30 protein-coding genes and 3 pseudogenes are annotated in these 26,575 nt (G+C 44.8%); 8 read left to right on the top strand and 25 right to left on the bottom strand.

Features of this window, described 5'->3' with window-relative positions:
• Positions 1-19 precede the first annotated feature (19 nt).
• The 8 genes from BLR88_RS10035 to BLR88_RS19525 form a co-directional block, all read right to left on the bottom strand.
• Positions 20-586 (bottom strand): dUTP diphosphatase, encoded by a 567-nt coding sequence (locus BLR88_RS10035; RefSeq protein ID WP_091260577.1) that lies wholly within the window; start codon positions 584-586, stop codon positions 20-22.
• 313 nt (positions 587-899) lie between these two features.
• On the bottom strand, positions 900-1,112 hold the full coding sequence (locus BLR88_RS10030) for a hypothetical protein (protein ID WP_091260576.1): 213 nt from the start codon (positions 1,110-1,112) through the stop codon (positions 900-902).
• On the bottom strand, positions 1,087-1,257 hold the full coding sequence (locus BLR88_RS19530; RefSeq protein ID WP_175493594.1) for a hypothetical protein: 171 nt from the start codon (positions 1,255-1,257) through the stop codon (positions 1,087-1,089). Before BLR88_RS19530 ends, BLR88_RS10030 begins: the two co-directional genes overlap by 26 nt.
• Positions 1,241-1,450 (bottom strand): hypothetical protein, encoded by a 210-nt coding sequence (locus BLR88_RS10025; RefSeq protein WP_091260575.1) that lies wholly within the window; start codon positions 1,448-1,450, stop codon positions 1,241-1,243. The genes BLR88_RS19530 and BLR88_RS10025 overlap by 17 nt, the downstream gene beginning before the upstream one ends.
• Positions 1,451-1,454: 4 nt before the next feature.
• Entirely contained in the window at positions 1,455-1,880 is a 426-nt protein-coding gene (locus BLR88_RS10020; protein ID WP_091260574.1) for a hypothetical protein, read from the bottom strand.
• Entirely contained in the window at positions 1,855-3,108 is a 1,254-nt protein-coding gene (locus BLR88_RS10015) for a replicative DNA helicase (RefSeq protein ID WP_254778286.1), read from the bottom strand. Before BLR88_RS10015 ends, BLR88_RS10020 begins: the two co-directional genes overlap by 26 nt.
• On the bottom strand, positions 3,105-4,019 hold the full coding sequence (locus BLR88_RS10010; RefSeq protein ID WP_091260572.1) for a replication protein: 915 nt from the start codon (positions 4,017-4,019) through the stop codon (positions 3,105-3,107). Before BLR88_RS10010 ends, BLR88_RS10015 begins: the two co-directional genes overlap by 4 nt.
• Before the next feature lie 24 nt (positions 4,020-4,043).
• Positions 4,044-4,205, bottom strand: a complete 162-nt coding sequence (locus tag BLR88_RS19525) for a hypothetical protein (RefSeq protein ID WP_175493593.1) — start codon at positions 4,203-4,205, stop codon at positions 4,044-4,046.
• A gap of 157 nt (positions 4,206-4,362) precedes the next feature.
• Here BLR88_RS19525 and BLR88_RS10005 point away from each other — a divergent pair, with 157 nt between their 5' ends.
• From BLR88_RS10005 to BLR88_RS09995, 3 genes and pseudogenes are all read left to right on the top strand, one after another.
• A complete protein-coding gene (locus BLR88_RS10005; RefSeq protein ID WP_091260571.1) occupies positions 4,363-4,803 on the top strand; it encodes a helix-turn-helix domain-containing protein in 441 nt (146 codons plus the stop codon).
• Between the two features lie 22 nt (positions 4,804-4,825).
• Positions 4,826-5,287, top strand: a pseudogene (locus BLR88_RS10000) (ImmA/IrrE family metallo-endopeptidase).
• A gap of 70 nt (positions 5,288-5,357) precedes the next feature.
• Positions 5,358-6,530: pseudogene (locus tag BLR88_RS09995) on the top strand (tyrosine-type recombinase/integrase).
• Positions 6,531-6,609: 79 nt separating this feature from the next.
• Here BLR88_RS09995 and groL read toward each other — a convergent pair.
• The 5 genes from groL to BLR88_RS09970 all read right to left on the bottom strand — a co-directional run bounded on the left by groL (position 6,610) and on the right by BLR88_RS09970 (position 10,954).
• On the bottom strand, positions 6,610-8,235 hold the full coding sequence (groL, locus tag BLR88_RS09990; protein ID WP_057899960.1) for a chaperonin GroEL: 1,626 nt from the start codon (positions 8,233-8,235) through the stop codon (positions 6,610-6,612).
• An 89-nt stretch (positions 8,236-8,324) separates the two neighbouring features.
• Positions 8,325-8,606: a co-chaperone GroES gene (gene groES, locus BLR88_RS09985; protein ID WP_057899961.1), complete on the bottom strand. Its 282-nt coding sequence runs from the start codon at positions 8,604-8,606 to the stop codon at positions 8,325-8,327.
• 314 nt (positions 8,607-8,920) lie between these two features.
• Positions 8,921-9,712 (bottom strand): twin-arginine translocase subunit TatC, encoded by a 792-nt coding sequence (gene tatC / locus BLR88_RS09980; protein ID WP_057899962.1) that lies wholly within the window; start codon positions 9,710-9,712, stop codon positions 8,921-8,923.
• Positions 9,713-9,770: 58 nt separating this feature from the next.
• On the bottom strand, positions 9,771-10,262 hold the full coding sequence (locus BLR88_RS09975) for a MogA/MoaB family molybdenum cofactor biosynthesis protein (protein WP_057899963.1): 492 nt from the start codon (positions 10,260-10,262) through the stop codon (positions 9,771-9,773).
• A gap of 98 nt (positions 10,263-10,360) precedes the next feature.
• A complete protein-coding gene (locus tag BLR88_RS09970; protein WP_057899964.1) occupies positions 10,361-10,954 on the bottom strand; it encodes a 5-formyltetrahydrofolate cyclo-ligase in 594 nt (197 codons plus the stop codon).
• Between the two features lie 82 nt (positions 10,955-11,036).
• On the opposite strand from BLR88_RS09970, the gene BLR88_RS09965 reads away from it, so the two are divergent.
• The gene (locus tag BLR88_RS09965; protein WP_057899965.1) at positions 11,037-12,974 is read left to right on the top strand and encodes an ABC transporter ATP-binding protein; all 1,938 of its coding nucleotides are present in this window, start codon (positions 11,037-11,039) and stop codon (positions 12,972-12,974) included.
• Positions 12,975-13,097: 123 nt separating this feature from the next.
• Here BLR88_RS09965 and BLR88_RS09960 read toward each other — a convergent pair whose 3' ends face one another.
• The 7 genes from BLR88_RS09960 to BLR88_RS09930 form a co-directional block, all read right to left on the bottom strand.
• On the bottom strand, positions 13,098-15,335 hold the full coding sequence (locus BLR88_RS09960; RefSeq protein WP_175493592.1) for a hypothetical protein: 2,238 nt from the start codon (positions 15,333-15,335) through the stop codon (positions 13,098-13,100).
• Between the two features lie 177 nt (positions 15,336-15,512).
• Positions 15,513-16,571 carry a tRNA (adenosine(37)-N6)-threonylcarbamoyltransferase complex transferase subunit TsaD gene (gene tsaD, locus BLR88_RS09955; protein WP_057899967.1) on the bottom strand — a complete coding sequence of 353 codons (1,059 nt, stop codon included), beginning with the start codon at positions 16,569-16,571 and terminating at the stop codon, positions 15,513-15,515.
• Positions 16,572-16,743: 172 nt separating this feature from the next.
• On the bottom strand, positions 16,744-17,229 hold the full coding sequence (gene rimI / locus BLR88_RS09950) for a ribosomal protein S18-alanine N-acetyltransferase (RefSeq protein WP_091260568.1): 486 nt from the start codon (positions 17,227-17,229) through the stop codon (positions 16,744-16,746).
• Positions 17,230-17,245: 16 nt separating this feature from the next.
• Positions 17,246-17,959 (bottom strand): tRNA (adenosine(37)-N6)-threonylcarbamoyltransferase complex dimerization subunit type 1 TsaB, encoded by a 714-nt coding sequence (tsaB, locus tag BLR88_RS09945; RefSeq protein ID WP_091260567.1) that lies wholly within the window; start codon positions 17,957-17,959, stop codon positions 17,246-17,248.
• On the bottom strand, positions 17,940-18,419 hold the full coding sequence (gene tsaE / locus BLR88_RS09940) for a tRNA (adenosine(37)-N6)-threonylcarbamoyltransferase complex ATPase subunit type 1 TsaE (protein WP_057899970.1): 480 nt from the start codon (positions 18,417-18,419) through the stop codon (positions 17,940-17,942). Before tsaE ends, tsaB begins: the two co-directional genes overlap by 20 nt.
• 29 nt (positions 18,420-18,448) lie before the next feature.
• Complete coding sequence (gene thiL, locus BLR88_RS09935) at positions 18,449-19,471, bottom strand: thiamine-phosphate kinase (RefSeq protein ID WP_057899971.1); 1,023 nt, start codon at positions 19,469-19,471, stop codon at positions 18,449-18,451.
• Positions 19,452-19,934, bottom strand: coding sequence for a SprT family protein (locus BLR88_RS09930; RefSeq protein ID WP_057900438.1), 483 nt, complete (start codon positions 19,932-19,934; stop codon positions 19,452-19,454). The genes thiL and BLR88_RS09930 overlap by 20 nt, the downstream gene beginning before the upstream one ends.
• A 99-nt stretch (positions 19,935-20,033) precedes the next feature.
• Here BLR88_RS09930 and BLR88_RS09925 point away from each other — a divergent pair, with 99 nt between their 5' ends.
• Positions 20,034-20,378, top strand: a complete 345-nt coding sequence (locus BLR88_RS09925) for a hydrolase/acyltransferase (RefSeq protein WP_091260566.1) — start codon at positions 20,034-20,036, stop codon at positions 20,376-20,378.
• A 90-nt stretch (positions 20,379-20,468) separates the two neighbouring features.
• Positions 20,469-20,588 carry a cortex morphogenetic protein CmpA gene (gene cmpA / locus BLR88_RS09920; RefSeq protein ID WP_091260565.1) on the top strand — a complete coding sequence of 40 codons (120 nt, stop codon included), beginning with the start codon at positions 20,469-20,471 and terminating at the stop codon, positions 20,586-20,588.
• A gap of 29 nt (positions 20,589-20,617) precedes the next feature.
• On the opposite strand, the gene BLR88_RS09915 is transcribed toward cmpA, so the two are convergent.
• The 5 genes from BLR88_RS09915 to BLR88_RS09895 form a co-directional block, all read right to left on the bottom strand.
• The gene (locus BLR88_RS09915) at positions 20,618-22,780 is read right to left on the bottom strand and encodes a Tex family protein (protein ID WP_091260564.1); all 2,163 of its coding nucleotides are present in this window, start codon (positions 22,778-22,780) and stop codon (positions 20,618-20,620) included.
• Positions 22,781-22,871: 91 nt separating this feature from the next.
• Positions 22,872-23,222 carry a type II toxin-antitoxin system endoribonuclease NdoA gene (ndoA, locus tag BLR88_RS09910; protein WP_057899974.1) on the bottom strand — a complete coding sequence of 117 codons (351 nt, stop codon included), beginning with the start codon at positions 23,220-23,222 and terminating at the stop codon, positions 22,872-22,874.
• A gap of 3 nt (positions 23,223-23,225) precedes the next feature.
• Positions 23,226-23,510 (bottom strand): CopG family ribbon-helix-helix protein, encoded by a 285-nt coding sequence (locus BLR88_RS09905; protein WP_057899975.1) that lies wholly within the window; start codon positions 23,508-23,510, stop codon positions 23,226-23,228.
• Between the two features lie 262 nt (positions 23,511-23,772).
• Positions 23,773-24,957 (bottom strand): alanine racemase, encoded by a 1,185-nt coding sequence (gene alr, locus BLR88_RS09900; protein WP_057899976.1) that lies wholly within the window; start codon positions 24,955-24,957, stop codon positions 23,773-23,775.
• 3 nt (positions 24,958-24,960) lie between these two features.
• Positions 24,961-25,398 (bottom strand): hypothetical protein, encoded by a 438-nt coding sequence (locus BLR88_RS09895; protein ID WP_091260563.1) that lies wholly within the window; start codon positions 25,396-25,398, stop codon positions 24,961-24,963.
• A gap of 353 nt (positions 25,399-25,751) precedes the next feature.
• Between BLR88_RS09895 and BLR88_RS09890 the strand changes: the two genes are divergently transcribed.
• Together BLR88_RS09890 and BLR88_RS09885 are read left to right on the top strand one after the other, a co-directional pair.
• The gene (locus tag BLR88_RS09890; protein ID WP_057899978.1) at positions 25,752-26,264 is read left to right on the top strand and encodes a hypothetical protein; all 513 of its coding nucleotides are present in this window, start codon (positions 25,752-25,754) and stop codon (positions 26,262-26,264) included.
• Between the two features lie 119 nt (positions 26,265-26,383).
• Positions 26,384-26,575, top strand: a pseudogene (locus BLR88_RS09885) (IS701 family transposase); the annotation flags it as partial.

Below are 26,575 nucleotides of genomic sequence, written 5' to 3'. Positions count from 1 at the left end.
GGTCATACGTCATTTCACCTCAATATCCGCGTTCTTGGCGTGAATGGTTTTCGGCGTTTTTCTGCATATACGCTTCTTCGATCTCCTGCCAAGAAAAGCCGAGCATTTCACCGAGACCAAAAAAGTAAGCGCATAAAACGTTGTATTCGTAAATACAGTTGCCTTTGAATTCAATCGACCAATGCAATTGATGTAGCCAATAGATGATAGACATAAATTGTTCGATTAGATTTGTTGATCTGATACTGTCAACGTTGGTGTATTCATACAATTTCAATTCCACCCCAATCGACAGAACAAAGTGAAGACCGTCTGCGTATTCTTCAAGGAGTGGATTTGGTCCAACATACTCAACAACGTCATGACCTAATTTTTCGTCATAATGTACTGATGGAATTCCTATTCTCGGCTCTTGGTCATTGCTCCAATATTTGAAAAATCTAGCTTCGTTCGCAAGTTCGCCAAGCTCAACGAGAAGAGCAAGGATTTTCTTTGCCAGCCTGTCCTCGCCTTCTTGTCTTGGATGTTCTCGCTCGATGTGTTCGTCTAGCTGGCGTTGCAACTGAAAAAGTTTAGCTAAATCCATTAGTTCTCACCTCAACCATTGTTTTTTCCACTTAGGCCAACCTTTCGGCTTTAAATCATTCAGCATATTTGCATGGTGTGGGCAAAAATCAAATGACCTGTTTTGTATGCGCAAAATTCACATAACGGCATGTCACATGTGTCGTGCATATGGCCGATCATTCTTCCGTTCTCGTCTTTCATTGTTGTCCATATATAGTCAATCACGAAATCACATAGTCGTGTGGCTTCTCGCTTTTTGCAAATGAAACAAGGATTTTTGGGGATTTCAATAACTTTATCCACCCCTTTTCACCTCGTTTAGTTATAGTTAGTTATTGCTCGTGAATAAACCGAACATATTCCACGTGTTCCAAGTTGATAAACCAAACGTCTTTTTCTGTTACGATAGGAAAAATTTTATCCACACCGACTACTGCCGAATCGAAAAAGCGGTCCTCCATATCCTTTATTTCATGTTCAGCCACCTTAATGAAAATCGGACATTCCGCACCGACGTATTTAATCATGATTCCTGTTCCGCCCATTCGTTTTCACCTCCATTTCATCAAACGCCCATATTCGCCCTGCACGGCGTTTTTTCACTTTCGGATACTTTCCTATTACCATCGCAAGAAAAACGCCACAGAAGCCAAAATTTGAGATTTCGAGCGTGTTAGTTTTGCGATTCATCTAATAAACTTTTGACATCATCCATTTCTCTAATGAACTTCTCCATAGCAAGCACATAACGCAATGTGTAATAGCCCAAGTCATAGATGGATCGGCCTTTATATTCCGTAATGCCCATGTCGATTAATTGTCGAATCATCATTTGACGTTTGAGTTCCTTTGTGAGCTGAACTTTTTCGTAGAGGATGCCCATTGCCTTACCTCCTTTCATAAAATCCAGCCAGTGCCGGGAAACGGCTATACTCTTTTTTCATATCCCGGAACGTGAGAAATTCATTTCCACGTGACATCGGAAAATCTAACGGATATTCGTGACAGTTATATGGATTACGCTTGAATATCTTCTGGAAAAACTCAATCGCTTCTTCCTCATTTGCTGCGAATATGAAAGCAAACTGTTTATTGTCATACTTGAGGGAGAAAATCCTTATATCGCTGAATCCTAGCTGATTTTGCAAAATCATTGCCGCAACCTTCTCGTGATCGGCTTGCGTCAAATCGAGGGAGTCGGCATCATCCTCGAGTGACACTTTCCCTTCCTGAAGCAAGTGCAGTATGTAGTGGGCTAGTGTCTTTTCCTCGTATCGGATGCTCTCTTCATACAGCTCTCTGACCGTAGTCATCGATAATCTCTCCTGTATGTTCGTTGTACTTAACGCGAACCGTTCCAACCGGGCCGTTTCGGTTTTTAGCGATGATAAGCTCTAACGTGTCGTCGTCCGTTTCCTTGTTGTAATACTTTTCACGGTACAGGAAGATGATGAGGTCTGCGTCTTGTTCCACCGAACCCGATTCACGGATATCGGACATCACTGGACGCTTGTCCGCTCGTTGTTCAACCGAACGATTCAGCTGCGCTAATGTAATGACCGGACAATTGAATTCTTTGGCCATTGCTTTCAAGCTCTTTGATATCTCTGTCACCTGCAAACGTGCACTGCCGCCGTAAAAATTTGCTGGCCGTATCAAAGTCAAATAATCTATGAATATCACAGGCTTTTTATCTGGAAAGCTATGAACCATTTTCCTTGTTTTCGCTCTCATTTCCATGATGGTTTGGCCGGCACCGTCAAAAATCTGAATGTTGGTGTCTGCCACTCTGCCAATGATGGTCAGCCACATCTTTTTCTGTTCATCCGTTAGACCCTTATAAAGGTTCCGCATCTTCATTCGATTGAATCGGCCCGTAGAAGCAATTAGACGATCCGTAATGCTTCTGCTCGGCATTTCAAGTGAAAACACAATCGGCAAATACCCTTGCCATCCGGCTTGTTTTGCTAGGTGAATCATGACATCCGTTTTTCCCATTGAAGGACGGGCCGCGATAACGGTCACTTCTCCGTCCTGGAATCCGTTCGTTGTTCTATCCAATTGAGCAATGCCAGTCGGGACGCCTCTTCTCGTTTCCTGCGGTTGCCAAGGTGCTTCGTAAATATCAGCCAATAGGTCAGCTATGGAAGCATGGTCATCCATTTCGGCTTCGTTGATCGCGTCTAACGACGCAATGACTTTTCCGATCTCCCATCCTTCCTGAATCGCCCGCGTTAGGATATTGTTTTTCTCCCGTTCCTTCCAGGATTCTAAAACAAGCTCCTCGTATTCCTCGATTTTTTCAGCATCGGCAAAGGAAGCCAGTTCATTGATATATGAGATGCCGCCAAGCTCTTCGAGGTAAGGGACCGTCGATAACGTGACGACATCGACGGGCTTCCCTTTTCTTGTGAGCTGCAGCATGGTTTTGAAAAGCTTTTGATGACGAGTGTCTTCAAATTGTTCCGGTTTTAGTGTTGTGTCCTTTAGCAAGTAGTTGTGCCTTAGAAACGTCCCTAGCAGTGCTTTTTCTGCAATCATAGCCAATCCTCTCCTGCGTTAATGTCAAATACAAAGTCATCTGGTACATCGCGACCGTGTTTTTCTGTTACTTTTGTTTTTCCAGTTCTCTTTTTTGCCTGATTAAATTTTTGTCGCTCGTATGTTTGAATCTGCTCGACCGTTTTCAAATTGTTGTTATGCCATTCGTTCAGCAAAAAGTTCACAAAGTTAAAATTCCGTTTGTTACTGTCGTCCGCTATCCTTATGGCTAAATTAACGATTTCTTTATTTCCGCCAAATTCATCAACCCATTTATTCAACCGATCCCTTTGGATAGGAGATAACCATGTTAAACATTGCTCAAACAAAATAGCTGGCTCTATTGTAGTAGTACTAGTAGTATTTATATTTGTATTTAATATTGTATTTAAGGAGCTCGAATCGCTTGTCCCTCTAGGCATCGAGGCCTCTTGAGGTTGGTATTTTACCAACTCGATTGTTGGTGTTTTACCAACTTCATCGTGATAAAGTGTTGGTATTTTACCAACCCCATCCTCTTCATTCGTTGGTATTTCACCAACTTTTTTTCGTTGCAAATTCGATGCAATCAGCTTTTTAAATTTATCGTCATCCCAATTTTTGTTAGGGTTTATTTGCCAAAAATCGTAATTTTTATTGATTGCAAAAGTCATTGTTTCCTCGTCCCAGTGGATCACGTTGCACATCTTCAAATATTTCAACTCTTTTTTTATGTCCGATTTATCCAAACCGGCCAGCTCAAAATAATTGAATTTGTCAATGACACAATCTTTTTGGCCACACCCATAAGACATCCGCCATATAAACATGATGATGTTTTGCTGGCGTTTGGTGAAATTCCGTCGTAAAATTTCGTCCCAAAGCTCGTTGGCGATTTTGATAAAGCCGTTTTCAATTTGAGGATTCGCCAATAATTCACCCCCTTTTTGTATGAACTATTTCTTGATGCAAATAACATATTTCCCCTCAACTCTCACCGGCTTTAGACCGGGATGGCTGCTTTTGATATATCCCTTGATGTACTCGATGTATAACTTCTTGTCCCCGGCAGCCATCCACGTATAGCAATGCGGAATCGCGATGCGGTATTCCATCATTCGATATCAAAGGTCTCCTGTTCAAAATTGCTTGTTTTTTCTCTTATTTGCTTAATATTTCTTGTCTTTACTCATTTTTTAAGCTATTTGCTTATTGAATTATAAAGCTTAAAATAATAAAATTAAATCAGCAAATAGTTTAAAAAGGGTGATAATTGTGGAGAAATCTCGAATACGCTCAATTCGTAGACAAAAAGACATCAGTGGAACTAAAGTAGCTGAAATGTTAGGAATATCAGCTCAATATTATTACGATATTGAAAAAGGAAAACGTAATCTAAGTGCTGAAATGGCAGCTCGACTTGCTGAGATTTTCGGGGTTACAACAGACTATTTATTGGGTAGAACAGATGAGCCTAATGAAAAATCGGATTGGGATTCAAAACTACCTGAACTAACAAAAAAAGATGAAAAAGACATCGCAAAGGATTTACAAAGAATAATGGATAGTCTTGAAAGCCAAGAAGGACTGATGTATGACGGCGAGCCAATGGACGAGGAAACTAAAGAGCTAATCAAAATTTCTTTGGAGAACTCCATGAGGCTTGCTAAGCGAATTGCTAAGAAGAAATTTACCCCTAAAAAATATAGAAAATAAATAAAACACGGGGGTCAGGGGAATGACAGGAATTAAAGAAATAGTTAGGCAACTGATTAAAAAACATAAATCTAACGATCCTTTTCAGATTGCAAAAGAAAAAAATATCATTATCTTATTCGCGGAGCTTGGAACCACCTTTGGATTTTATAGTTCATACAAACGGATTCAATTCATTCATCTTAATAATCAACTCGATGAAATGATGCAACGTTTTGTATGTGCCCATGAACTTGGACATGCTGTACTACATCCCAAATCTAACACCCCTTTTTTAAGAGCTAACACTTTATTTTCCGTTGAAAAATTGGAAGTAGAAGCAAATACTTTTGCTGTTGAATTGTTACTCCCAGACGAAGTTATTTACCAGTAAAGAGGCACAGATGTCACCATATATGACATAGCAGAAATACATAGCATACCAAAAGAATTGGTTTATTTAAAAAATTTTAACTATCAAATCGAACGTACGTTCCTAATTTAAAGGAGGTGTTGCTTATTGGATAGCAGCATAGTATTTGCTCATAACAAAAAATTCGAAAGGAATAATACGAATGGCTTCATTCCAAAAATACAAAACAAAAGACGGCGAAAAATGGATGTTTAAGATGGATGTCGGAATCGATCCTGCGACTGGAAAGAGAAAAACAACGACAAGAAGAGGATTTAAAACTAAAAAAGAGGCGCAATAGCTGCTGCCAAATTATATGAAGAAATAAATAGTGGTACTTATATAAAAGACGCTGATATACTTTTTAAAGACTTCGCGGAAGAATGGCTAGCCATGTACAGTGAAACCGCCAAATAAGCACCATTCGCGTGAGAAAACATGAGCTGGGACACTTATTACGGTACTTTGGAAACTTGAAGCTAAAGGATATTACGCGAAAAATGTATCAAGACATGCTTATAGACTTAAAGAAAAAAGGGTACGCAGACAACACCTTGGACGGCATTCATACAACAGGCAGAATGATTTTTAAAAAAGCGATGGAATTGGAGTTGATTAAGTCCAATCCTACTGAATACACAAAAGTTCCTAAGCAGAAAAAGACTATAGAGGATATAGAGAATGCCAAAAATTTCTGGAAAAAGAGGAATTGGCTAGATTTCTAAAAGCAGCTAAAGAACATGGATTGTATATGGATTACGTTATCTTTTCGACCTTAGCATATAGCGGAATGAGGCTCGGGGAGTTGCTCGCATTACAGTGGAAAGATATTGATTTTAAAGAACATACAATTTCTATTACCAAAACCCTGCATAACCCCAGAAACAATGAAAGTCAATATAAACTGTTACCTCCTAAAACAAGTGGCTCCATTCGAACAATCAAAATGGATCCAAATGTCATGGCTCTTTTAAAGAAACACAAAGCTGAACAAAACGAAATAAAGTTGAGAACGAGGGACAAGTACCATGATAATGATTTTGTGTTTGCTCAACCAAATGGATACCCCGAAGTCATGAAAAAAGGGGAACTTAGAATGGAACGCCTTTTAAAAATCGCAAAAATCGATAAACATGTAACACCTCATTCTCTACGACATACGCATACAAGCTTACTTATTGAAGCAGGAGTCGGTATCAAAGAAATTCAGCAACGTCTTGGCCATACAGATATTGAAACGACTATGAATATTTACGCTCATATGACTAAAAATTTGGAGGAAAAAGCTTCTCAAAAGTTCAGCGAACTAATGAGAAGCTTTATAACAAATTTATGATTTTTCGTGGTCAAAATGTGGTCAAAAAAAGAAAAGGAACACCAGGAGAACCCAGTGTTCCAAGGTTTTGTGACGATGATTACATCATTCCGCCCATGCCGCCCATTCCGTCCATGCCAGGAGCTGCTTTTTCTTTTTCTGGCTTGTCGGCTACAACCGCTTCTGTTGTCAAGAACATAGCCGCAACCGATGCAGCATTTTGCAACGCAGAACGAGTAACTTTCGCCGGGTCAACAATACCAGCATCGATCATGTTCACCCATTGCTCAGTTGCCGCATTAAAGCCGATGCCTACTTCTTCTTGTTTCAGGCGCTCAACGATAACAGAACCTTCAAGGCCAGCGTTGGCAGCAATTTGACGTACCGGCTCTTCAAGAGCGCGCAGAACGATGCGTACGCCAGTAGCTTCATCGCCTTCCGCTTCAACTTCTGCTACTTTATTGTAAACAGCTACAAACGCAGTACCACCGCCAGCTACAATACCTTCCTCAACAGCAGCGCGAGTAGCATTCAGCGCGTCTTCGATGCGCAGTTTTTTCTCTTTCAATTCAGTTTCAGTAGCCGCACCAACTTTGATAACTGCTACGCCGCCAGCCAATTTAGCCAGACGTTCTTGCAGTTTTTCACGGTCAAAGTCAGAAGTTGTTGTTTCGATAGAAGCGCGGATTTGGTTCACGCGAGCATTAATGTTCGCTTTGTCACCAGCGCCTTCTACAATTGTTGTATTTTCTTTCGTTACAACAACTTTGCCGGCTTGACCAAGTTGTTGCAGAGAAGCTGTCTTCAGGTCAAGACCGAGGTCTTCAGTGATTACTTGACCGCCAGTCAATACCGCGATATCTTCGAGCATCGCTTTGCGGCGATCACCAAATCCAGGGGCTTTAACTGCTACCGCAGTAAATGTGCCACGCAATTTGTTGACAACAAGCGTTGCCAGCGCTTCGCCTTCTACATCTTCAGCGATGATCAGAAGCGGCTTGCCTTGTTGTACAACTTTCTCAAGGATCGGCAAGATATCTTGGATGCTGGAGATTTTCTTGTCAGTAATCAGGATAAACGGATTTTCAAGCACCGCTTCCATCTTGTCAGTATCCGTAATCATGTACGGAGATGCATATCCACGGTCAAATTGCATACCCTCTACAACATCAAGTTCAGTTGTGAAACCTTTAGATTCCTCAACTGTGATAACGCCGTCTTTACCTACTTTTTCCATAGCTTCTGCAATCAGCTGGCCGATCTCTTCGTCAGCAGCAGAGATTGCAGCAACTTGTGCGATAGACTCCTTGCCTTCGATCGGCTTGGAAATAGCATGCAGTTCTTCAACCGCTTTGCGAACCGCTTTGTCAATACCGCGGCGAACATCCATTGGGTTTGCGCCCGCTGTTACGTTTTTCAGACCTTCGCGAATCATCGCCTGAGCCAGAACGGTAGCAGTAGTCGTACCGTCACCCGCTACATCGTTTGTTTTGGTCGCAACTTCTTTAACAAGCTGTGCACCCATGTTTTCGAACGGATCTTCAAGCTCGATTTCTTTCGCGATGCTCACACCGTCGTTTGTGATAAGCGGAGAACCGAATTTCTTTTCAAGTACCACGTTGCGGCCTTTCGGTCCGAGAGTTACTTTTACTGCGTCAGCAAGCGTATCAACACCGCGAAGCATCGCGCGGCGCGCTTCTTCGCTAAAACGAATTTCTTTCGCCATTCTGTTCGCCCTCCTAATTTATGTAGTCTTTATATAGATACCTGCACGGTGAAAAACTCAGATACTTATGAAAGTGCCGTTCTCAGTGATTACTCAACAATCGCGAGAATGTCGCTTTCACGCATGATTAACAATTCTTTATCGCCATATTTTACTTCAGTGCCAGCATATTTGGAGTAGATAACACGATCGCCTTCTTTTACTTCCAAAGCTACGCGCTCACCGTTCTCATAACGGCCGTTTCCTACAGCAATAATTTTGCCTTCTTGCGGCTTCTCTTTCGCTGTTTCCGGAAGCACGATTCCGCTAGCAGTTGTTTCTTCTTTTGCGATAGGTTCTACAATCACACGGTCACCCAATGGCTTTAACACTGAAAACAACCTCCCTGTTAAGTATAGTTGTTAGCACTCGTTACAAATGAGTGCTAACACAATTATTATAATATATACTTTATTTCCATTTTGCAAGCCCCGCGTTACAAAAATTTTTCTTTCTCATTTTGTACGTTTCGTATAAGCTTTATTCTAAAATACGGCTGTTGATTTTCCAGAATTTAGAGTAGAAAATACGCGTATTCTTCACTCCTCTTTTCCTTGTGGTAAGTATTGATTCATCAAATAGCCACGTTTCTTAAACGATAAAAAAAGAGCCGGAGGGTTCGGCTCTCTTATCCCTATTATACTTATTATTCTCTATCAACCGTTAGCACAGCGTCTTTTTCCTGTCTCTCTCCATAAAACTCGCGTTCCCATTCGGCTTCTTCTTTCAGTTGTTTCCGGTACACAATACGTGATAGCACAACACTTACTTCATATAAAATGACCAGTGGGACAAAAACGCTTAAATGGCTAATAAAATCTGGTGGTGAAATGAGCGAGGCTATAATGACCAAAACTAAATATGAATAACCTCGCATCTTCTTCATCCGCATTGGGTTCAACACGCGTAACCGTGTTAAAAACATAACAATGATCGGCAATTCAAACAACAAGGCCAGCGGGATCACAATATTGAACATGAAACCAAAATACTGAGAGATTCCAAACGTTTCTACGGTACCGAGTTTCTCGGAAAACTTCTTCATGAAGCTTACGAGCATCGGAAATACTAAATAATATCCTACAGCCAGCCCTGTTATAAAAAGCAAGAATGCTGGAACGATAAAAGCGCCAGCCGCTTTTCGTTCATGCGGGCGAAGCCCCGGAGAAACAAATCGCCAGATGTGATACAACATAAAGGGAAGGGTAACCACCAGCGCGATAACAAATGAAAATTGCATGTACACGCGTAATCCGTCGCCAAGAGCGAAAACATTCCACTGAATATCGGCGTTTTTCTGAAAATAGCGGACAACCGGATCAGCGTAGACAAACGCGCCGATAAACGCCACCATGAAAATAATCAACACCCAGATTACACGTCTCCGCAACTCGCTTAAGTGTTCCACCACCCGCATATCTCGGTCTTCATTGCTCATATGCTGTTCAAACCCTCTCTTAACAAACAGCTTGCAAAATATAGTGTTGTTTGTACCTTTAAATATTTACGTTTTCATTTTTTCCTTGAATAATAGCCAGCGCTGACGAAATTTGGTCTGCGATCGCCAGAAAACACCATTCCATTGCCGGGAGGCTTCCTGGAAGATTAATTACCAGCGCATTTCCACGCGTACCTACGGCGGCGCGCGTCAACAATGCCTTGCGCGAATTTTGCATAGCAGAGCGGCGCATTTCTTCAGCCAACCCCGGAACATGGCGATCAATAACAAGTTCCGTCGCTTCTGGAGTCACATCTTCCGGGCTCAGTCCTGTGCCGCCAATTGTAATCAATAAATCGACTCTTTCCCGGTCGACAAGTTCAATCATATTTTCTTTAAGCATCTCTATATTGTCAGGCGACACGCGATGGTGGGTAACATCAACGTCAAAATTGCTTTTCAGCAACATTTCCAGTCTCAGAAAACAATCATTCTCCCGTTCCCCGCGATACACCGAGTTGCTAGATGTGACAACCCCAATTTTCCACATTCAGGTAACCCTCCGTTATTATACATAAAAATTCAATTATATTGTACTACAACCTGTCCAAGTTGTGTCGATTTTTGCGCATATATACAGTGGCAAAATCATGAACAAACGATAGTGCGGCACTCTGTTACAATTATATCCACTTTTTTATCGTGAGACTCCACCGGAAGAAAAGTCGTGATCTGCACTTCAAAACAAGGAGCGATAAGCAAAGGAGGGGGCCCCTTTAGCTGAGCAAAGAAACGATCATAGAAGCCTCCGCCATATCCAAGACGTTCTCCCCGCTCGGTGAAAGCTACTCCGGGGACAATAATAATATCAAATGCTTCACCGCTCCACAGCTCGCTTCTGTCCGTATCCGGCTCACGAATGCCATACGGGCCTTCCACAAGCGAATCCCATCCTACAAAAAGATAAGGGATCATTTGTTTATCAGCAACAATCGTTTTCGGTATGTATATATTCTTGGCTTCATCGCGGCACGCTTCCAGAAACGCGTCAATCCTGACTTCATCTCTAAAAGGAAGAAAAGTAAACAACCTCTGGGCTGCACGAACTTCCGGGACGGCAAACAACCGCTTCACCACCGCCTCTGATTTACAGATATGCTCTTTCGCGGATAGCGCCGCCCTCCGCTTTAACATCTCACGGCGCACAAGACGCTTGATATCTTTTTTTTCTTCCTTATTCATCACTTTTCTCCCTTCCCCGGTTTTCCCTTGCCCGTATTTTACGATAAACTAACAATGGACAAAAATAGAGGTGAATTAAGTAATGATCTTATTGCAAACATTGAACATAAGCAAATCATTCGGCGCCACTCCGGTGCTTTCCAATATTAATATGGTACTGCAGACAGGCGAACGGATTGGGCTGGTCGGCGTGAACGGCGCTGGAAAATCGACGCTGCTTAAAATTATTACGGGCCAAATCCTGCCGGACGAGGGAGAGATCCAGAAGGCAAAAGATACGACGCTCGGTTACCTGGCCCAGGATAGCGGTCTAGATACGGAACATACTATCTGGAAAGAGATGATGACCGTATTTGAACATTTTAAGGAACAGGAAACAGAATTACGCCGCCTTGAACAGAAAATTGCTGATCCCAACATTATTGCCGATGCATCCCAGCACGAACGGCTGTTGAACGCTTACTCCCAATTAGCCGAGGAGTTTAAATCGAAAGGCGGCTATCAATACGAAGCAAAAACCCGTTCTGTTCTGCACGGCATGCGCTTTTTTCCGGAAGATTATGATACGCCGATTCATCAATTAAGCGGCGGGCAAAAGACGCGCCTCGCGCTGGCCAAACTACTCCTGATGGAACCAGATGTCCTAGTTCTGGACGAACCGACTAACTATCTCGACATTGAAACGCTCGGCTGGCTTGAAAAATACCTGTCAAACTATCCGGGCGCCCTGCTGGTCGTATCGCACGATCGCTTCTTCCTCGATTCGCTTGTCAATATTATTTACGAACTGGAACGAACCCAGGTTACGCGCTATGTCGGCAATTACACTGATTATCTTATCCAGAAAGGCGAGCGGGTACAGCAGCAAATGAAGCAGTACGAAAAACAACAGGCAGAAATTTCGCGCATTGAGGAATTTATACAGCGCAATATCGCCCGCGCTTCTACGACCAAACGCGCGCAAAGCCGGCGCAAAATGCTGGAACGGATGGAACCGATCGAAAAACCAATCAGCGAATTGAAAAAAGCACATTTCTCCTTCGATATCGAGAAAGTAAGCGGTAACCAAGTGCTGACTGTACAAGATGTTGCGATCGGATACGGAAATACGCTGCTCGCTCAGAACCTGTCGTTTGACATCAAACGCGGGGAACGTGTAGCACTGCTCGGCCCAAACGGCCTTGGCAAATCCACCTTGCTGAAAACAATCGTTAAACGAATGCCGCCGCTCGCCGGATCAATTCAGTACGGAAGCAATGTCATGCTTGGCTTTTATGATCAGGAACAGGAAGATTTAAATCATGCGAAGCAAGTGTTGCACGAACTGTGGGACGAATACCCGACCATGCAGGAAAAAGACGTTCGCACCGTGCTGGGCAACTTCCTGTTCAGCGGCGATGACGTGCTTAAGAAAATTAGTGAATTGAGCGGCGGAGAGCGGGCCCGTGTCTCGCTGGCCAAATTAATGCTGCAAAAGGCGAATTTCCTGATTCTGGACGAGCCAACAAACCATCTTGATCTATTCAGTAAAGAAATTCTCGAAGAAGCGCTAGAAGATTATCCTGGTACCATCTTTTTCGTATCACACGACCGGTATTTCCTTAACAAAATCGCGACCCGGGTGCTTGAACTGACTCCGAACGGCGTTATTTCTTACCTCGGGAACTACGATTATTATATGGAGAAAAAGCAAGAACTGGAGGAATTACAGTCAGCTGCCCTTGCTCCAGCGAAAGCGGTTCAGAAACAAGAACAGCATCCTGCTCCCTCCTCCAATAAAGAAAAGTTCCTGCAAAACAAAGAAGCAAAACGGGCGGAACGTCAACGTCAGCGCCGCATCGAAGAACTGGAAAGTACGATCGGACAGCTGGAAGAAACGATCGCCTCGCTGGAAGAAGCATTATGCAAACCAGAAGTATTTCAGGATCACGAAAAAGCGCGGGAACTTCATGAGCAAATGGAAGCAAAAAAAGTGGAACTGGATGCCTGTCTGGAAGAGTGGGCGGAATTACAGGAATAACTACAGCGGCCGCAAAACCTCCCGGCTTATTCACCGCGGGAAAAAAATTGCGGCCGTTTTTTCGTATGTAAACGGCAAAAAGATGAAACACAAAGTTTAGCCTCTGCTTTTGTTATGATAGCGCTAGTCAACCGTATTTTCATTCCGCAACAAAACGTACAAAATGGGGACGAGCGCGTACAGCATGGCCAACGCGGCAGCAATAATACCCGAATCATTGGTGAACAAGGCAACAAACGAACCAAACGCGATCGTCTTTACTCCGGCGATAAAAAAAGAAGAAGGTGAAGCTAATTGTTTTACTTTTTCCCTCTTCCAATACAAAAGCAGCAGGCTGACGGTCAAACCAGCAATAAACAATTTACTCCATATGGAAGTCAGAATTAAGCGCCAGTTCATCGTTACCTTTCGCTCTATAATTCTCCCGATTTCCGCCCAGTTTCCACCCAGCAGTTCTCCGACCGCCCGACCAATGTGTGACTGTTCTTGCGCGGCGAATTGATAATTCAGCCAGAACACCAAACAGGCCGCTGCTAAGCCGATAGTTACAACCAGTACCACACGCCATATTCGCATGGAGCACCCGGAAAAAGCGAACACGCCATATACAAGAGCAGCCAGAAAAACGAGAATTCCCCCTGCTTTGCTTCCCCCTGCTGGCCAAGCCATATACAAAATGAGTATGGCGAATAAAACAAGCATAGTCGCAATGAGAAACCCTCTTCTCTGTTTCCCCCGCAGTTCTCCCCACATTGCCAAACTTAGTACAACACTGCCCAGCATAACGCCCATATATTCATTACCAATTCCATAATAACGAGCGCCAATAACCGGGTCATATCCCAGATAAGAACGCCGGATCAGCTCGCCTCCCAACAAACCGTCCGCCAGAACAGGAAGCCACCCTGCAAGGCCAACGCATAAAAAACAAAGACCAAACGACGTTTTTCGTAGTATATATGCCAGACAACTTCCCACGCCGCCCAGCAAAAGCACTGTGAGTAAAGGTGATGGCAAATACGGCAAGGCAGAAAGAAACAGAAGCAGACAAGGCATCAGCAAAACGAATAACAAACAACATTGGAGCGCCGGTGTGGCTTTTCTTTTTATTTCTTCTGCTTTCCCGCGCAAAAATAAAGAAGCGGGTACAACTAAAATCACAATGATAGAAAAAACTATATACGGATATAAAACAAACGGTCTTGTAGCGTAAATAGCATCCACCAGTTCCGCTGTACGCCAAAATGAATCATGGGATACCGAACGCGAACGATCAACTCTAAGCGGCAGTCCTTTCATTTCGGGAGGGAGCTGTATTCCAAGCCAGGACAGAACGGACGGGGCGATGTCAATGTTGGCCGCAATTCCCGGTTGCCTTGTCGTACCAGACGTGATCACCCCACCGTACCTTCCGGCTTCCCACAAAAGTACAGACGCCATTCTTTTTTTGGCGACGATTTCGCTGTCAGGAAGCGAGGCAGAAACAAGCAGTAGGCGCTGCCGGGGTTCGGCTTCCGCAACCAGTTTTCCCACAAACCCTATCATCTCATGCACGATCTGTTTGCGCAGGAGAGCATATCGCTCGGTATCCAGCACGCTTTCATATTTCCCTAATCGCCGCAAATCGCCCAGTTCCGCTACAATTAGGCCAACACCTCTGGCTTTCCATCGCGCCATATGATAGTACATGAAAGAGTAATCTGTTTTTCTTTCTCCTGGAAAAAAAGCATGGCGGATCAGCGTTTCCTCCCCAACCCATCCTTCAGGGGTGATCCCCTTTTGATTCATCGTAATCAATGCTGCCAAGCGGCTGATTTGGCTATTTGTATCGCTGTTACCAATAACGGCTCTGGAAATTCCATGCCTTTCCAGTGTTTCTCCTACTAACCCCGGCACCGCCCCTGTATTTTTTTGTTCATTGCTTCTCCGCAAAACGGCCATATAAGGAAACAGAACTGAGCCGTTCCGCAACGTGGGAGGTATTTCTCCCGTATATTGACGGTATAAGGCAATTCCTTCTCCATTGCGTCCGTGAATTCCGTATGCGTGCCTTCCCCATTCTGAGCCTGCCGCGCGCGTTCCCGCGCTTATCGTCAATACATTGTGAATATCTTTAAGAGATAGGGCACTTCTTATATTTAACTCCCCCAGCGCCGCCTGTTTTAAGAAAGGAAAACGCTGCGAATCATATGCCTCGCGAACATCTTCCCGGGTAAGCTCCGGCACGAGAAACAACATAACGGAAGATCGGTTTTGGGAAAGAACATTTGTGGCAAAACATAAACAAGAAGCGAGAAAAAAACTACAAAACCCAACAACAAGAATCGTCTTTTTTCCCAACCCGCTTCTCTCCTTTTCCACATACACACAGCTTTATCCACACCTCTTAACACAAATAAAGGTTGGTAAAATAGGTTATCCACTAATTTATCCACATTATCCACAAATCTATGGATAATGTTATTCAGCATATGTCCACAAGTTTTGACAAAAAGCTACACGTAGAAAAAAGGCAACCCTGTACATAGGATTGCCTTTTCAAGCGAGAGGTAAACCGGGAACACCGTTCAACGTCATACTAGCTAGGTTTCCCTTTTTATATTCAATATAGCCAGCTCCAGCAATCATCGCTGCATTGTCGGTGCAAAGCGAAAGTGGCGGAATGATAAGTTCCACGCCTTCCCGCGCCGCCCGCTCGGACAACGCGCGGCGCAAACCTTTGTTAGCGGCCACACCGCCGGCCAGCAAAAGCTGTTTTACCGGGCGCTCATTAATTAGCCTAAATGTTTTATCTACAAGCACTTCAATGACTGACTCCTGAAAACTGGCGGCCAGATTCTTCGGTTCGATGGACTCTCCCCGTTGCGCCGCATTGTGTAAAGTATTCAAAACCGCCGATTTTAAGCCACTAAAACTAAAGTCATACGTTCCTTCCAACCAGGCGCGCGGCAACGGAATGGACGGTTCGCCCTCATGCGCCAGCTGATCAATATGCGGGCCACCCGGATACGGAAGGCCAAGCGAGCGGGCCACTTTATCGTATGCTTCGCCTACCGCGTCATCACGCGTTTGTCCAATAATTTCATAAGCACCATGCTCTTTCATATAAACCAGTTCCGTATGCCCGCCGGAAACAACCAGCGCAAGCAATGGAAATTCCAATTCCTTGACAAAACGATTGGCGTAAATGTGGCCTGCGATATGATGCACGCCTACAAGCGGAATCCCGCGTGCAAACGAAATCGCTTTAGCTGCTGCCACACCGACCAAAAGCGCCCCTACAAGTCCCGGACCGTATGTAACCGCAATCGCATCAATATCATCCAACGTAAGGTTCGCTTCCCGCAGCGCTTGATCAATAATTAACGTAATATTTTCAACATGGTGCCGCGAAGCAACTTCCGGTACTACACCGCCGAAACGTTTATGGCTTTCGATCTGAGAAGAAATCACATTAGAACGAATCGTATTCCCGTTCTCGATAACGGCGGCCGACGTTTCATCGCAGCTCGTCTCAATGCCAAGAATACGGATCGGCTTCCCGGATGCCAGCGCTTCTTCACGGCGCTTGTAAACTTTGTGTTTCCAATTGTTCATTTTTTATTTCACCTGCATTTTCGAATACCTTGGAATAAACGTGCTTGTATACAATTATACACAACATAATGGTTATATTATTGCAAAAGCTCCATATCTTTCAAGAAACTATTAGTGGTAACATAAAAACCGATAACCTCATTCTTATCATTAAAGACAAAAAAAGAAACCCTTATAAATCAAAGGTTTCTGTCTCGCAAATATTCTCTTTTAATGTTGCCCACATAATAATCGCGTCTTCTCCATTGTCCGTGTAATAACCGGGACGCACCCCTTCTTCGACAAATCCAAGCTTCCTGTACAACCGCTGCGCCACTTCATTGCTTTTGCGCACTTCCAGCGTCATGCTAGCGGCGCCGGAACGGATGGCCAAGCCCATTAATCGTCGCATCAGACGTTCCCCGAGACGCAAACCGCGATAATCGGGATGAATGGCAATATTCGTAATATGAGCTTCGTCCAGTACAAGCCACATTCCGCCATACCCGATAACTCGCTTGTCTTTTTCAATTACGAAGTAACGGGCGAATACGTTATTTTTCAGCTCATTGATGAAAGACTCGCGCGACCACGGGGTAGGAAACGAAAGTTGTTCTACTTCTTCAATATCGTCAAGGTCTTTCATCTCCATACGGCGAATCATAAATTCTTGTTCCATCGTACCGTCCGTCCCCCTACTTCTTCTGACTGGCGAGCCACTTCGCTTCCGCTTCCGCCAATTGAAGATAGACCGGAGCAAAGGTTTGCGTATTCTCCACTCGCCCTTCACGCAGCGCTTTCCATCCCGCCGCGCCAAGATGAGCGGCACGCGGTATTTGATACGACAGCGGCGCAAATACAGCCCTCGTACCAAGTATTTCCTGGATGGTCTCTTTATGAAGCGCCACGTCATCACCTAAAAAGAGGACAGGCTCTTCCGTTGCGATCGTCTTCCATTCTTCTAAAGCTTGGCGGAACAACACAATTCTCTCTGGTTCCGCAAGCTGTACGCCTCCCTCGGGAACAGAACGATAGACGCCTGTATACACTTGTCCTCTGCGCGCGTCAAACAACGGCACAATCATGCCTGGAAAATATGCACCATTCCAGGCCAGCACCTCGAGGCTTGATATACCGATAAGCGGAATATTAAGCGACCAGGCCATACTTTTGGCGGTAGCCACCCCAATGCGAACCCCTGTATAAGAGCCCGGCCCGCGTGCAACAGCAATTGCGGAAAGTTCCGCCGGATCGACTTCCACTTCCTTCAACAGCTGGTCTATCATTGGCATCAAGCGAACACTATGGTTTTTCTTTAAATTTGTCGTGCATTCCCCAAGAACTTTTTCCTTGGAACAAATAGCGACGCCCAGGCTAAAGTTGGATGTATCAATCGCCAGAATCATCATGTTTTATCGCCTCACATAATATTTGGTATCGGCTCCCTATCGGGGTAAAAATAAGTGTCCTCTCATCCTCAGCGCCGCGCTTGATTACGATTTCACAGCGTTCTTCAGGAAGCTGCTCAGCAATCATTTGCGGCCATTCTATAACCGTAACGCCATCGCCGTAGAAATATTCATCAAGCCCAAGATCTTCCGCCTCATCTTCTATACGGTATACATCCATATGATAAAGAGGCAAACGTCCTATATATTCTTTAATAATCGTAAACGTCGGGCTATTCACGACGCCCTCTATTCCCATGCCGCGGGCCAATCCTTGCGTAAAACTCGTTTTTCCGGCTCCCAAGTCTCCGGACAAAGTAAATACATCTCCTGGTTCTACCCGTTTTCCCAGCTTCTCAGCCAGCGCCTGCGTTTCTTCTACGGAACGGGTGTAAAATGTATACGTTTGCCTTTTTTCCATTTTTATCACTTCCTATACAAACTTACCGTTCATGTAAAATGATTATATCCTTTTTTCTCAAGCTGCGTTAGCTTTCCATTCCATTTCCGCAACCATACCTGTGCCTTTCCTTCCTGTACTTCGCCGATCCAGTAAAGCGGAAGGGCAGCCTTCTCGAACATTTCAGAAAGCTTTTCTTTGGCCGCCGCAGGCGCACATCCGATCAGCTGATAATCTTCGCCCCCGTAAAAGGCCCATTGTAAAGGATCCTTTCTGCTAACTTTAGCGTAGCGCTGAATACAATCACCGAGCGGGATGTTTGCTTCGTCCAGCACTAACACCACATCGCTTGCTTCAGCGATTTCCCACGCTTCGCTCGCCAGCCCGTCGCTGATATCGTTTAACGCAATGCGTATTTCGCTTTGCGCAAGCATTCGTCCGGCGTCTACTCTTGGTTCCGGGCGGCGGTGACAAGAAGCAAGAAATTCCCACTCATTTGGAATGTTATGCACTCCCCACCTCTCTTGCAAAAGTACATCCAACCCGGCTCCTGAATTTCCCACTGTTCCGGTGACAAATACGAGATCACCCGGCTGGGCACCAGAACGGCGGAGCGCTCTCCCCTGTTCCATTTCTCCAAGCACCATAACTGTGATAGTCAGGGGGCCCGGCATGGCCACTGTGTCTCCGCCAATAAGCGCCATATCGTAACGCATGGCTAATTCCGTCATTCCTTTGTATATTTCTGCAACCTCTTCTTCCGTCCATGTGCGCGGCAATCCAAGAGAAACAAGATAAAACAGCGGCATTCCACCCATCGCCGCAATATCGCTAATGTTTGACGCCAGCGCTTTATGGCCAATGTCAGACGGCAGCATCGTCTGCCGTTTGAAATGCACATCCTCGATCATTGAATCACAGCAAACAACCCAATCATATCCACTTCTTCCGGCGACGACGGCGGCGTCATCCCCATTTCCGACGGCAATCCGCCCTTTGAGCGCCTGCGGTATGGTTTGCCCGCCAGTTAAATACGAAATTAACCCGAATTCATCACGGCGTTTTTCCGTCATTGTATTCCCTCCATTCACGCAACAGCAGGCGTCCCCTGCACTTTCCACAAACGTACCTGCAGGTATTCATTCTCCGCCTGCGCAAATAGCGTGTTCCGCAATCCCTGCATATCAATTCATAGCGGTACGTCTCCCGCTTCCGCTCAGGCGCTACCGAACGGCAGTATCGACTTCCACCAACCTCTTTCAACAACCGTCGAAAATCCGCGTCTTTGTGCTTGTATCCCCGGCCAGTCAGATGCAAATGATAATGGCAGAGTTCATGTTTAATAATACCGATAAGCTCATTCATTCCGAACATTTCATAATGCTTGGGGTTTAGCTCAATGTTGTGCGTCCCAAGTACATAGCGCCCCCCTGTTGTTCTCAAACGCGGGTTAAAGTACGCCCTGTGCGCAAACGGGCGCCGAAAAAATTTCGTAGAGATTCGCTCCACCAATTTCTGCAATTGTCCATCCGTCAGTTTTTCCATTTCTTCTCCTCCCATTCTTGCGCCGGGACGAAACATACGCTACACTGTGAACGTACATACGACATATACAAAGCAAGGGGGAGCCGTGTTATGCGCTATTGTATTTTATCAGTGGAAAATAAACTCCAATTTGTCGCCATGCCTTCCGGCTATATGTATCAGCTTATTGCCCTTTTACGCCGATTGCATAAAGAAATCGACAAACTAACGGTCGCAGAACGCCCCGTTCTGCCGCACATTATTGCCGAATGCAGTGATATCGAATTGCATGATACAAATGCCCGCATTATCCAGGGCATCGATTACCTAACCAACCTAGAAAAGCAATTCGCCTCACTAAAGGAGGAACATTATCCTCTCATCTCGCTGCTGACTGAAATTCGTGCCCTCCACGCGCAACTCGAATATCTGGCAGAAGAAAATGAATACGAGTAACATCCAAGCTCCAGTGACATATAGTAGTAAAAGACGCGCGTACCGTATTCCGCTTTTTGGCCTTACTATATGTCAACAGGAGGAATAAGGATGCCTCAATGGTTAAAACGTCAACTGATGAAAGCTTTTCAAACAAAAAACCGGAAGCAAATTCTACTGCTGAACGATTGCTGGTTCTTATACAATGACAAACAGGGGGGCCGCAACTGAAGCTTTTACGGCCTCCCTGTTAACCTCGACTATTGCACGGCTTCCGGTCCTAGCATCGTGAGGCCGACCCGTCCCTTTTCCACATCAATGTCCTTTACCCAGACGGTAACAATTTCGCCAACGGATACGACGTCCAGCGGATGTCTAACAAAGCGACGGCTCAATTGAGAAATATGGACAAGTCCATCATTTTTCAAACCGATATCCACAAATACGCCAAAATCGACTACGTTGCGTACTGTACCTTGCAGTTCCATCCCCTTCGACAAATCTGTAATATCTAATACATCTTTTTTCAAAAGCGGTGCATGCAATTCTTCTCGCGGATCTCGTCCTGGCCGCAGAAGACTTTCGATAATATCGGTGAGCGTCGGTTCGCCAATGCTCAGCTTCTGCGCCATATCCTTTACATTGACTTCCTTTAGCTTTGCTTTTGCCGCCTCGCTCGCAATCTCGTCCGTCCGAATTCCGAGCTCTTGCAAGAGAACAGCTACAGCCGGATAAGATTCGGGATGAATAGGAGTATTATCAAGCGGATTTTCGCCATCCGGAATGCGCAGAAACCCTATGCATTGCTCGTATGTTTTGGCACCAAGGCGGGGCACCTCTTTGAGCTGGGCACGCGATACATATTTCCCTAGTTGTTCGCGGCGAGACACAATATTTTTGGCCACCTGTTTGGTAATGCCCGACACGTATTGCAGAAGCGAAGGTGAAGCGGTGTTGACGTCCACGCCCACATAATTCACCGCTGATTCCACAACAAATTGCAGGCTATCTGCCAGCCTGCTTTGTGACACATCATGCTGATACTGGCCGACGCCGATGGATTTCGGGTCAATTTTTACGAGTTCTGCAAGAGGGTCCTGCAAACGACGACCGATAGATACAGCGCTTCGCTCCGCCACATCTAGATCCGGGAACTCTTCCCCTGCTAATTTGGACGCGGAATAAACACTCGCGCCTGCTTCGTTCACGATAATATAAGAAATATCACGATCAATTTCTTTTAGCATGTTAGCGACGAATTGCTCCGTTTCTCGAGAAGCGGTACCATTACCGATAGCGATGACCTGCACCCCATACTTTTCGATGAGTTCTGTAAGCACACGCTTCGCTTCATCGGTTTTGTTCTGTGGCGGCGTCGGATAGACAACAGCTACTTCCAGCAATTTGCCCGTCTCATCCAGAACCGCCGTCTTGCATCCGGTACGGTAAGCTGGATCAAGTGCCAATACAACACGATTTTTTAACGGCGCCTGCAACAATAGCTGACGGAGATTTTCCGCAAAGATATGAATCGCCTGTTCTTCAGCTTTCTCTGTCAATAGGCCACGCACTTCCCGCTCAACCGCAGGCGCAATCAGCCGCTTGTAGCCATCTTCTAGCGCGGATTTTAGTTGCTCGGCTGCAATACTATTTTTGCGAATCCAATTTCGTTCCAAATGTTGCAATATCGGAGCAGAATCAAGCGCAAGCTTTACGCGCAGAATCCCTTCCCGTTCCGCCCGGTTTACAGCAAGAACTCGATGGGGTGCCATCCGGCTGACCGGCTCGCTATACTCGTAGTACATTTCATACACTTTTTTTCCGGATGGTTCATCTTCCTTCTTGGATGTGATAAGCGTCGCATGCTTCATCGTATACTCCCGTACCCAACTGCGCACATCCGGGTCGTCGGCTACCTGCTCCGCAATGATATCAGATGCGCCCTGTATCGCTTCTTCCGCTGAAGCAACCCCTTTTTCCTGGCTAATATATTTTGCTGCTTCTTCCTGCAAGTCACCTGTACAAGCCATTAACATGAAATTTGCGAGCGGCACAAGCCCCTTCTCTTTCGCCACCGTCGCCCGCGTCCGCCGCTTTTGTCTAAAGGGACGGTATAAGTCTTCTACTTGTTGTAATTTTGTCGCGTCCCGAATTTGTTTTTCCAGTTCTTCTGTCAACTTGTCCTGTTCAGCAATCAGGCGAATGACTTCCCCTTTTCTTTCCGCAAGTTGACGCAAGTACTGAACCTGTTCCTGAATGAAACGAATTTGATTTTCATCCAGCATTCCTGTAGCTTCTTTCCTGTAACGGGCGATAAACGGAACCGTACTACCTTCATCAAGCAACGCAATGGTCCGCTCCACCTGTCCGGAAGTAATTTGTAACTCATCCGCAATAACCGAAGCCATCTGTTTTATTTCCATAGTAACAATCCTTCCGCGACTTTTTTATAATGAAAAAAAGCTACCGTATTTCACAGCAGCCTTTCGAGAAATTATAAAAAACGAATCTTGTTTAAAAGTCAATAAGTCCCAAACTAATCTGAAGAGCTTCATTTACTCGCTCCATCATCTCTTCATCAAGGTGTGTGATCTTATCCGTTAATCTCTGTTTATCAATCGTCCGTATCTGCTCAAGCAGGATAACAGAATCACGGTCAAATGCGTATGTCTTTGCATCAATTTCTACATGGGTAGGCAACTTAGCTTTTTGGATTTGGGCCGTAATGGCTGCGACGATTACTGTCGGACTGAAGCGGTTTCCTATATCATTCTGTATAACCAGCACAGGCCGGACTCCGCCCTGCTCCGATCCGACAACAGGGGATAAATCCGCAAAATATACGTCGCCACGCTTCACGATCACACACTACACCCCGCTCACTAAACGACCCAATGTCAAATCCGCTTCTTCCTCAGCCTGAAAAGCCTCGCTCGCGATGTCTAGATTAATATTGGCCATTTCCATATATCCACGCTGCATCATTTCACGAATATGCCGCTTCTTCCGCTCTTTCAAATATAATCTCATTGCCTGACGGATAAACTCGCTGCGATTAGATTTTTCTTTCTCCACCAATCCATCGACTTCCTGCAATAGATGCCCCGGCAAGCTAATCATAATTCGCTTCGTGTCCATTTTAGACAAGACCATCGCACCTCCAACACCAACACTGTACAACTTTTTTCTAAGATGAAAGACCGCGCGTACGTCTCATTACCAGTATGTCGTAATGGGTACAGAATTATACTTTGCACGGTTTTTTAGCGGGAAGATTCGACTTCCCTTCTTAGTATTCGAGTTATAATAGCAAATTCCTGCATCTCTTCGCCATTTTTAGAAGAGATTTTGATTCTTACTGATTGTATCATGATTCTTTCTGCGTCACAACAGTAGGAATCGACGCATGAACTCCCTACTCCTTACAGAAGTCTGGTAATATGTGATTGTTTACAGCAACAATGCGGCCATTTTCGTAATATACGCGTGGAACCCGTTTGCTAACCATGCATGTAACCTCATAGTTAATCGTCGTCAGCCATTCCGCCATCTCATCTACCGAAATCTCTTCGTTGCCCTGTCGCCCGATCAAAACTACTTCCTCTCCCGCAGCTACATTCGGAATGTGCGTAACATCAATCATGAACTGATCCATGCAGACACGTCCAGCGATCGGCGCTCGATAACCTTTAACAAGCACATACCCCTTATTCGACAGCAAACGATTGTATCCATCCGCATACCCTGCCGGAACGGTGGCAATAACCGCATCTCGTTTCGCTTCATAAGTCGCACCATAGCCGATTTTTGCCCCGGCCGGCACTTGTTTAACATGACTAATCCGCGCCTTCCATTGAAACGCAGGCGCTAGCGGGATACCTGTCGTTTTCGAGTACCTAGAAGGATACTGGCCATACAAACTAATACCCAAACGGATCATATGACGGCTTTGCTCCGGGTAGAACATGGCCGCTGCGCTGTTATTTGTATACAGGAGTGGAACCTTCATTCCTCTTTCCTCCAGACTATCCACAAAGCGTTGGAACATCTGAAACTGCTCTTTTGTGTAGGTGCCGTCCTCCTCATCAGCTGTTGCAAAGTGAGTAAACATCCCTTCGACTTCTACCCACGGACAATCGCGCACCGTTTCCATGAATGCTCCTAATTCTTCCTCGCTCCGCATACCGATACGTCCCATGCCTGTATCCACTTTTATGTGAATTTTTGTCCGCTTTTTTTGCTTTTCAGCTTCCTGAGAAATTTTCCGCAACATCTCCAATTGATATACTGTCATAGTGATGTCATGTTCGATGGCCAGCCTGATTCCCCGGGTAGGAAATGAACTGAGAACAAGAATTGGCGCTTCAATTCCTTGGTGACGAAGTTCCAACGCTTCATCCAACAACGCGACCCCCAGCCAATCAGCGCCTTCCTTAAGCGCCCGCCTCGCTATTTGAAAAGCACCATGACCATAACCATCCGCCTTAACAACCGCCATAATTTTTGTTTCTGAAGGAATGTGCTTACGAAATGTTTTAATATTTCTTCCAATGGCGTCTAGGTCGATTTCAGCCCAGACATCCCGATAGAATGCTTCCATCGTCTATTTCCCTCTTTTCTGTACACGTGCGATTTGATTGTCCAACTCTTCAAGAAACTCTTTCGAAGCCATAATGTGATATTTCTTCCCGTTGGCCCGGTACGTCGAATTCCATGTGCTTGTGCGCTGTAGTTCATGCAGCGGCACACTTTCTTCAGTCTTACCTATACGAATTAGTAAATGGGTGCGGGAAAGCTTATATGCTGGATGGAGCAATACTTTATAAATAAACGGGGCAAAACCAACGATAACAATAGCAGCTACCATAGCGACAATAAACACAGCTACGCTGCTTTTCGGCAGCAAACTCAATATGCCAAACATCACAAAAACATAAAGAATGGTTTCAATGAACTTGTACTTGAACGGGCGCCTTAAATAAATATCTTTAGCGCTTGCCTCTTCATGTCGCAATACGTTTCCCTGACGATATTTCTTCATAGCAGTCCTCCACTCCACACTAAATTCTGCAACGTCATTTGCAAACATAAAAATTGTTGCTCTAAGCATCTCCACGAATAGGATACCGAGCAACGCCGTCTTTCATCCCACAGTTAAAGCCAGTGAGCTTTCAGACAGCATCTTCTGTAAAAAAGTACATTTTATTTTTATTTTATCATAGCAACTGAGAAGACTCCCACTTTTAAACAAAGTGAAGTCTGGTGAAAGGAAAAGGCTAAGGATTCCCGCCCGTAATTCCACTCTGAGTACATACCTTATTTCTCACGATAGGAATGACACATACACTGTTTATATAGAGTGCACAAATTTATATAACTAAGGAGGTGACCGGTTTGACAAAAAAAAGAAAGAAGAAAAAGCCGGCAACCGCAGTAAGCAAACGGCTTACAGGATTCAAACAGTCACTGTATGAAATAGCAAGCCAGGTGAATGAGACAAAAGAATCTGCAAGTAAAATCGAAAAAGCATTAAATCAAACAAAGTCGGTAGCCCGGAGAACGCGAACAACGAGAAGCAAGCCGCGACAACGCCGCCGTATTAACCTCTTTCCGTTTCTCCGTCGTAAGAACCAAACTTCAGAAAGCGGAAGAACCCGTACAAAAAGAAACGATAGCAAAGGGTTAGATGCCGCCGCACTAATAGAAATACTGCAAAACCCTGCGGTACAAACATTAATAAAAAAGGGCCTCAACAGCGGTGTAGTGACAAAGCTAGGAAAAACAAACAACAAAAAGCCAAATAGAAAAGAAGGCCTTTCTGATACGCTAAGCGGAATTGATTTTGCCGAAATCACCAAACTTTTACAAAATCCAATGGTACAGTCCATGCTGAAAAATATGTTTTAACTGTAGTTGCCCAAAAACACTTACACAAATTTACAATTGAATAAAAAAGAGACATATCTCTTCACCCTGTGTAAAAATAGAAGTACCACCAACCACTTTTACGCAAAGGAGAAGACTATATGCCTCTTACGTATAGGGTAGCACATCAACAGGAAATCAACAATATTTTACGTACCTGGCGTTTCCCACTTTATTTTTCTAAGCCGGTAATGAACCATATGGTTCATTTTCTCGATGGTGTGATGACCAGAGGTTTTTCTGGAACGTTAACCGATATCCATCGTGAAAGCTGCCATTCACAAGACCGACGG

This window comes from Aneurinibacillus thermoaerophilus, from assembly GCF_900099925.1.
Taxonomy (GTDB): Bacteria; Bacillota; Bacilli; order Aneurinibacillales; family Aneurinibacillaceae; genus Aneurinibacillus; species Aneurinibacillus thermoaerophilus.
The sequence above is the reverse complement of the archived record's forward strand: the minus strand, read 5'-3'. Positions and strand labels throughout refer to the sequence as shown.

What these genes read in the sequence shown, in the direction of transcription:
- BLR88_RS19530 (WP_175493594.1), bottom strand. Translation starts at nt 1,257, where the DNA reads ATGAATCGCAAAACTAACACGCTCGAAATCTCAAATTTTGGCTTCTGT.
- thiL (WP_057899971.1), bottom strand. Translation starts at nt 19,471, where the DNA reads ATGACGGAAAAACGCCGTGATGAATTCGGGTTAATTTCGTATTTAACT.
- BLR88_RS09925 (WP_091260566.1), top strand. Translation starts at nt 20,034, where the DNA reads ATGCGCTATTGTATTTTATCAGTGGAAAATAAACTCCAATTTGTCGCC.
- BLR88_RS10020 (WP_091260574.1), bottom strand. Translation starts at nt 1,880, where the DNA reads ATGACTACGGTCAGAGAGCTGTATGAAGAGAGCATCCGATACGAGGAA.
- tsaD (WP_057899967.1), bottom strand. Translation starts at nt 16,571, where the DNA reads ATGAACAATTGGAAACACAAAGTTTACAAGCGCCGTGAAGAAGCGCTG.
- groL (WP_057899960.1), bottom strand. Translation starts at nt 8,235, where the DNA reads ATGGCGAAAGAAATTCGTTTTAGCGAAGAAGCGCGCCGCGCGATGCTT.
- BLR88_RS19525 (WP_175493593.1), bottom strand. Translation starts at nt 4,205, where the DNA reads ATGATGGAATACCGCATCGCGATTCCGCATTGCTATACGTGGATGGCT.
- tsaE (WP_057899970.1), bottom strand. Translation starts at nt 18,419, where the DNA reads ATGGAAAAAAGGCAAACGTATACATTTTACACCCGTTCCGTAGAAGAA.
- tatC (WP_057899962.1), bottom strand. Translation starts at nt 9,712, where the DNA reads ATGAGCAATGAAGACCGAGATATGCGGGTGGTGGAACACTTAAGCGAG.
- BLR88_RS10015 (WP_254778286.1), bottom strand. Translation starts at nt 3,108, where the DNA reads ATGATTGCAGAAAAAGCACTGCTAGGGACGTTTCTAAGGCACAACTAC.
- BLR88_RS10025 (WP_091260575.1), bottom strand. Translation starts at nt 1,450, where the DNA reads ATGGGCATCCTCTACGAAAAAGTTCAGCTCACAAAGGAACTCAAACGT.
- BLR88_RS09895 (WP_091260563.1), bottom strand. Translation starts at nt 25,398, where the DNA reads ATGAAGAAATATCGTCAGGGAAACGTATTGCGACATGAAGAGGCAAGC.
- BLR88_RS09970 (WP_057899964.1), bottom strand. Translation starts at nt 10,954, where the DNA reads ATGAATAAGGAAGAAAAAAAAGATATCAAGCGTCTTGTGCGCCGTGAG.
- BLR88_RS09905 (WP_057899975.1), bottom strand. Translation starts at nt 23,510, where the DNA reads ATGGTCTTGTCTAAAATGGACACGAAGCGAATTATGATTAGCTTGCCG.
- BLR88_RS09915 (WP_091260564.1), bottom strand. Translation starts at nt 22,780, where the DNA reads ATGGAAATAAAACAGATGGCTTCGGTTATTGCGGATGAGTTACAAATT.
- BLR88_RS09965 (WP_057899965.1), top strand. Translation starts at nt 11,037, where the DNA reads ATGATCTTATTGCAAACATTGAACATAAGCAAATCATTCGGCGCCACT.
- BLR88_RS10035 (WP_091260577.1), bottom strand. Translation starts at nt 586, where the DNA reads ATGGATTTAGCTAAACTTTTTCAGTTGCAACGCCAGCTAGACGAACAC.
- alr (WP_057899976.1), bottom strand. Translation starts at nt 24,957, where the DNA reads ATGGAAGCATTCTATCGGGATGTCTGGGCTGAAATCGACCTAGACGCC.
- BLR88_RS09975 (WP_057899963.1), bottom strand. Translation starts at nt 10,262, where the DNA reads ATGTGGAAAATTGGGGTTGTCACATCTAGCAACTCGGTGTATCGCGGG.
- tsaB (WP_091260567.1), bottom strand. Translation starts at nt 17,959, where the DNA reads ATGATGATTCTGGCGATTGATACATCCAACTTTAGCCTGGGCGTCGCT.
- rimI (WP_091260568.1), bottom strand. Translation starts at nt 17,229, where the DNA reads ATGGAACAAGAATTTATGATTCGCCGTATGGAGATGAAAGACCTTGAC.
- cmpA (WP_091260565.1), top strand. Translation starts at nt 20,469, where the DNA reads ATGCCTCAATGGTTAAAACGTCAACTGATGAAAGCTTTTCAAACAAAA.
- BLR88_RS10030 (WP_091260576.1), bottom strand. Translation starts at nt 1,112, where the DNA reads ATGGGCGGAACAGGAATCATGATTAAATACGTCGGTGCGGAATGTCCG.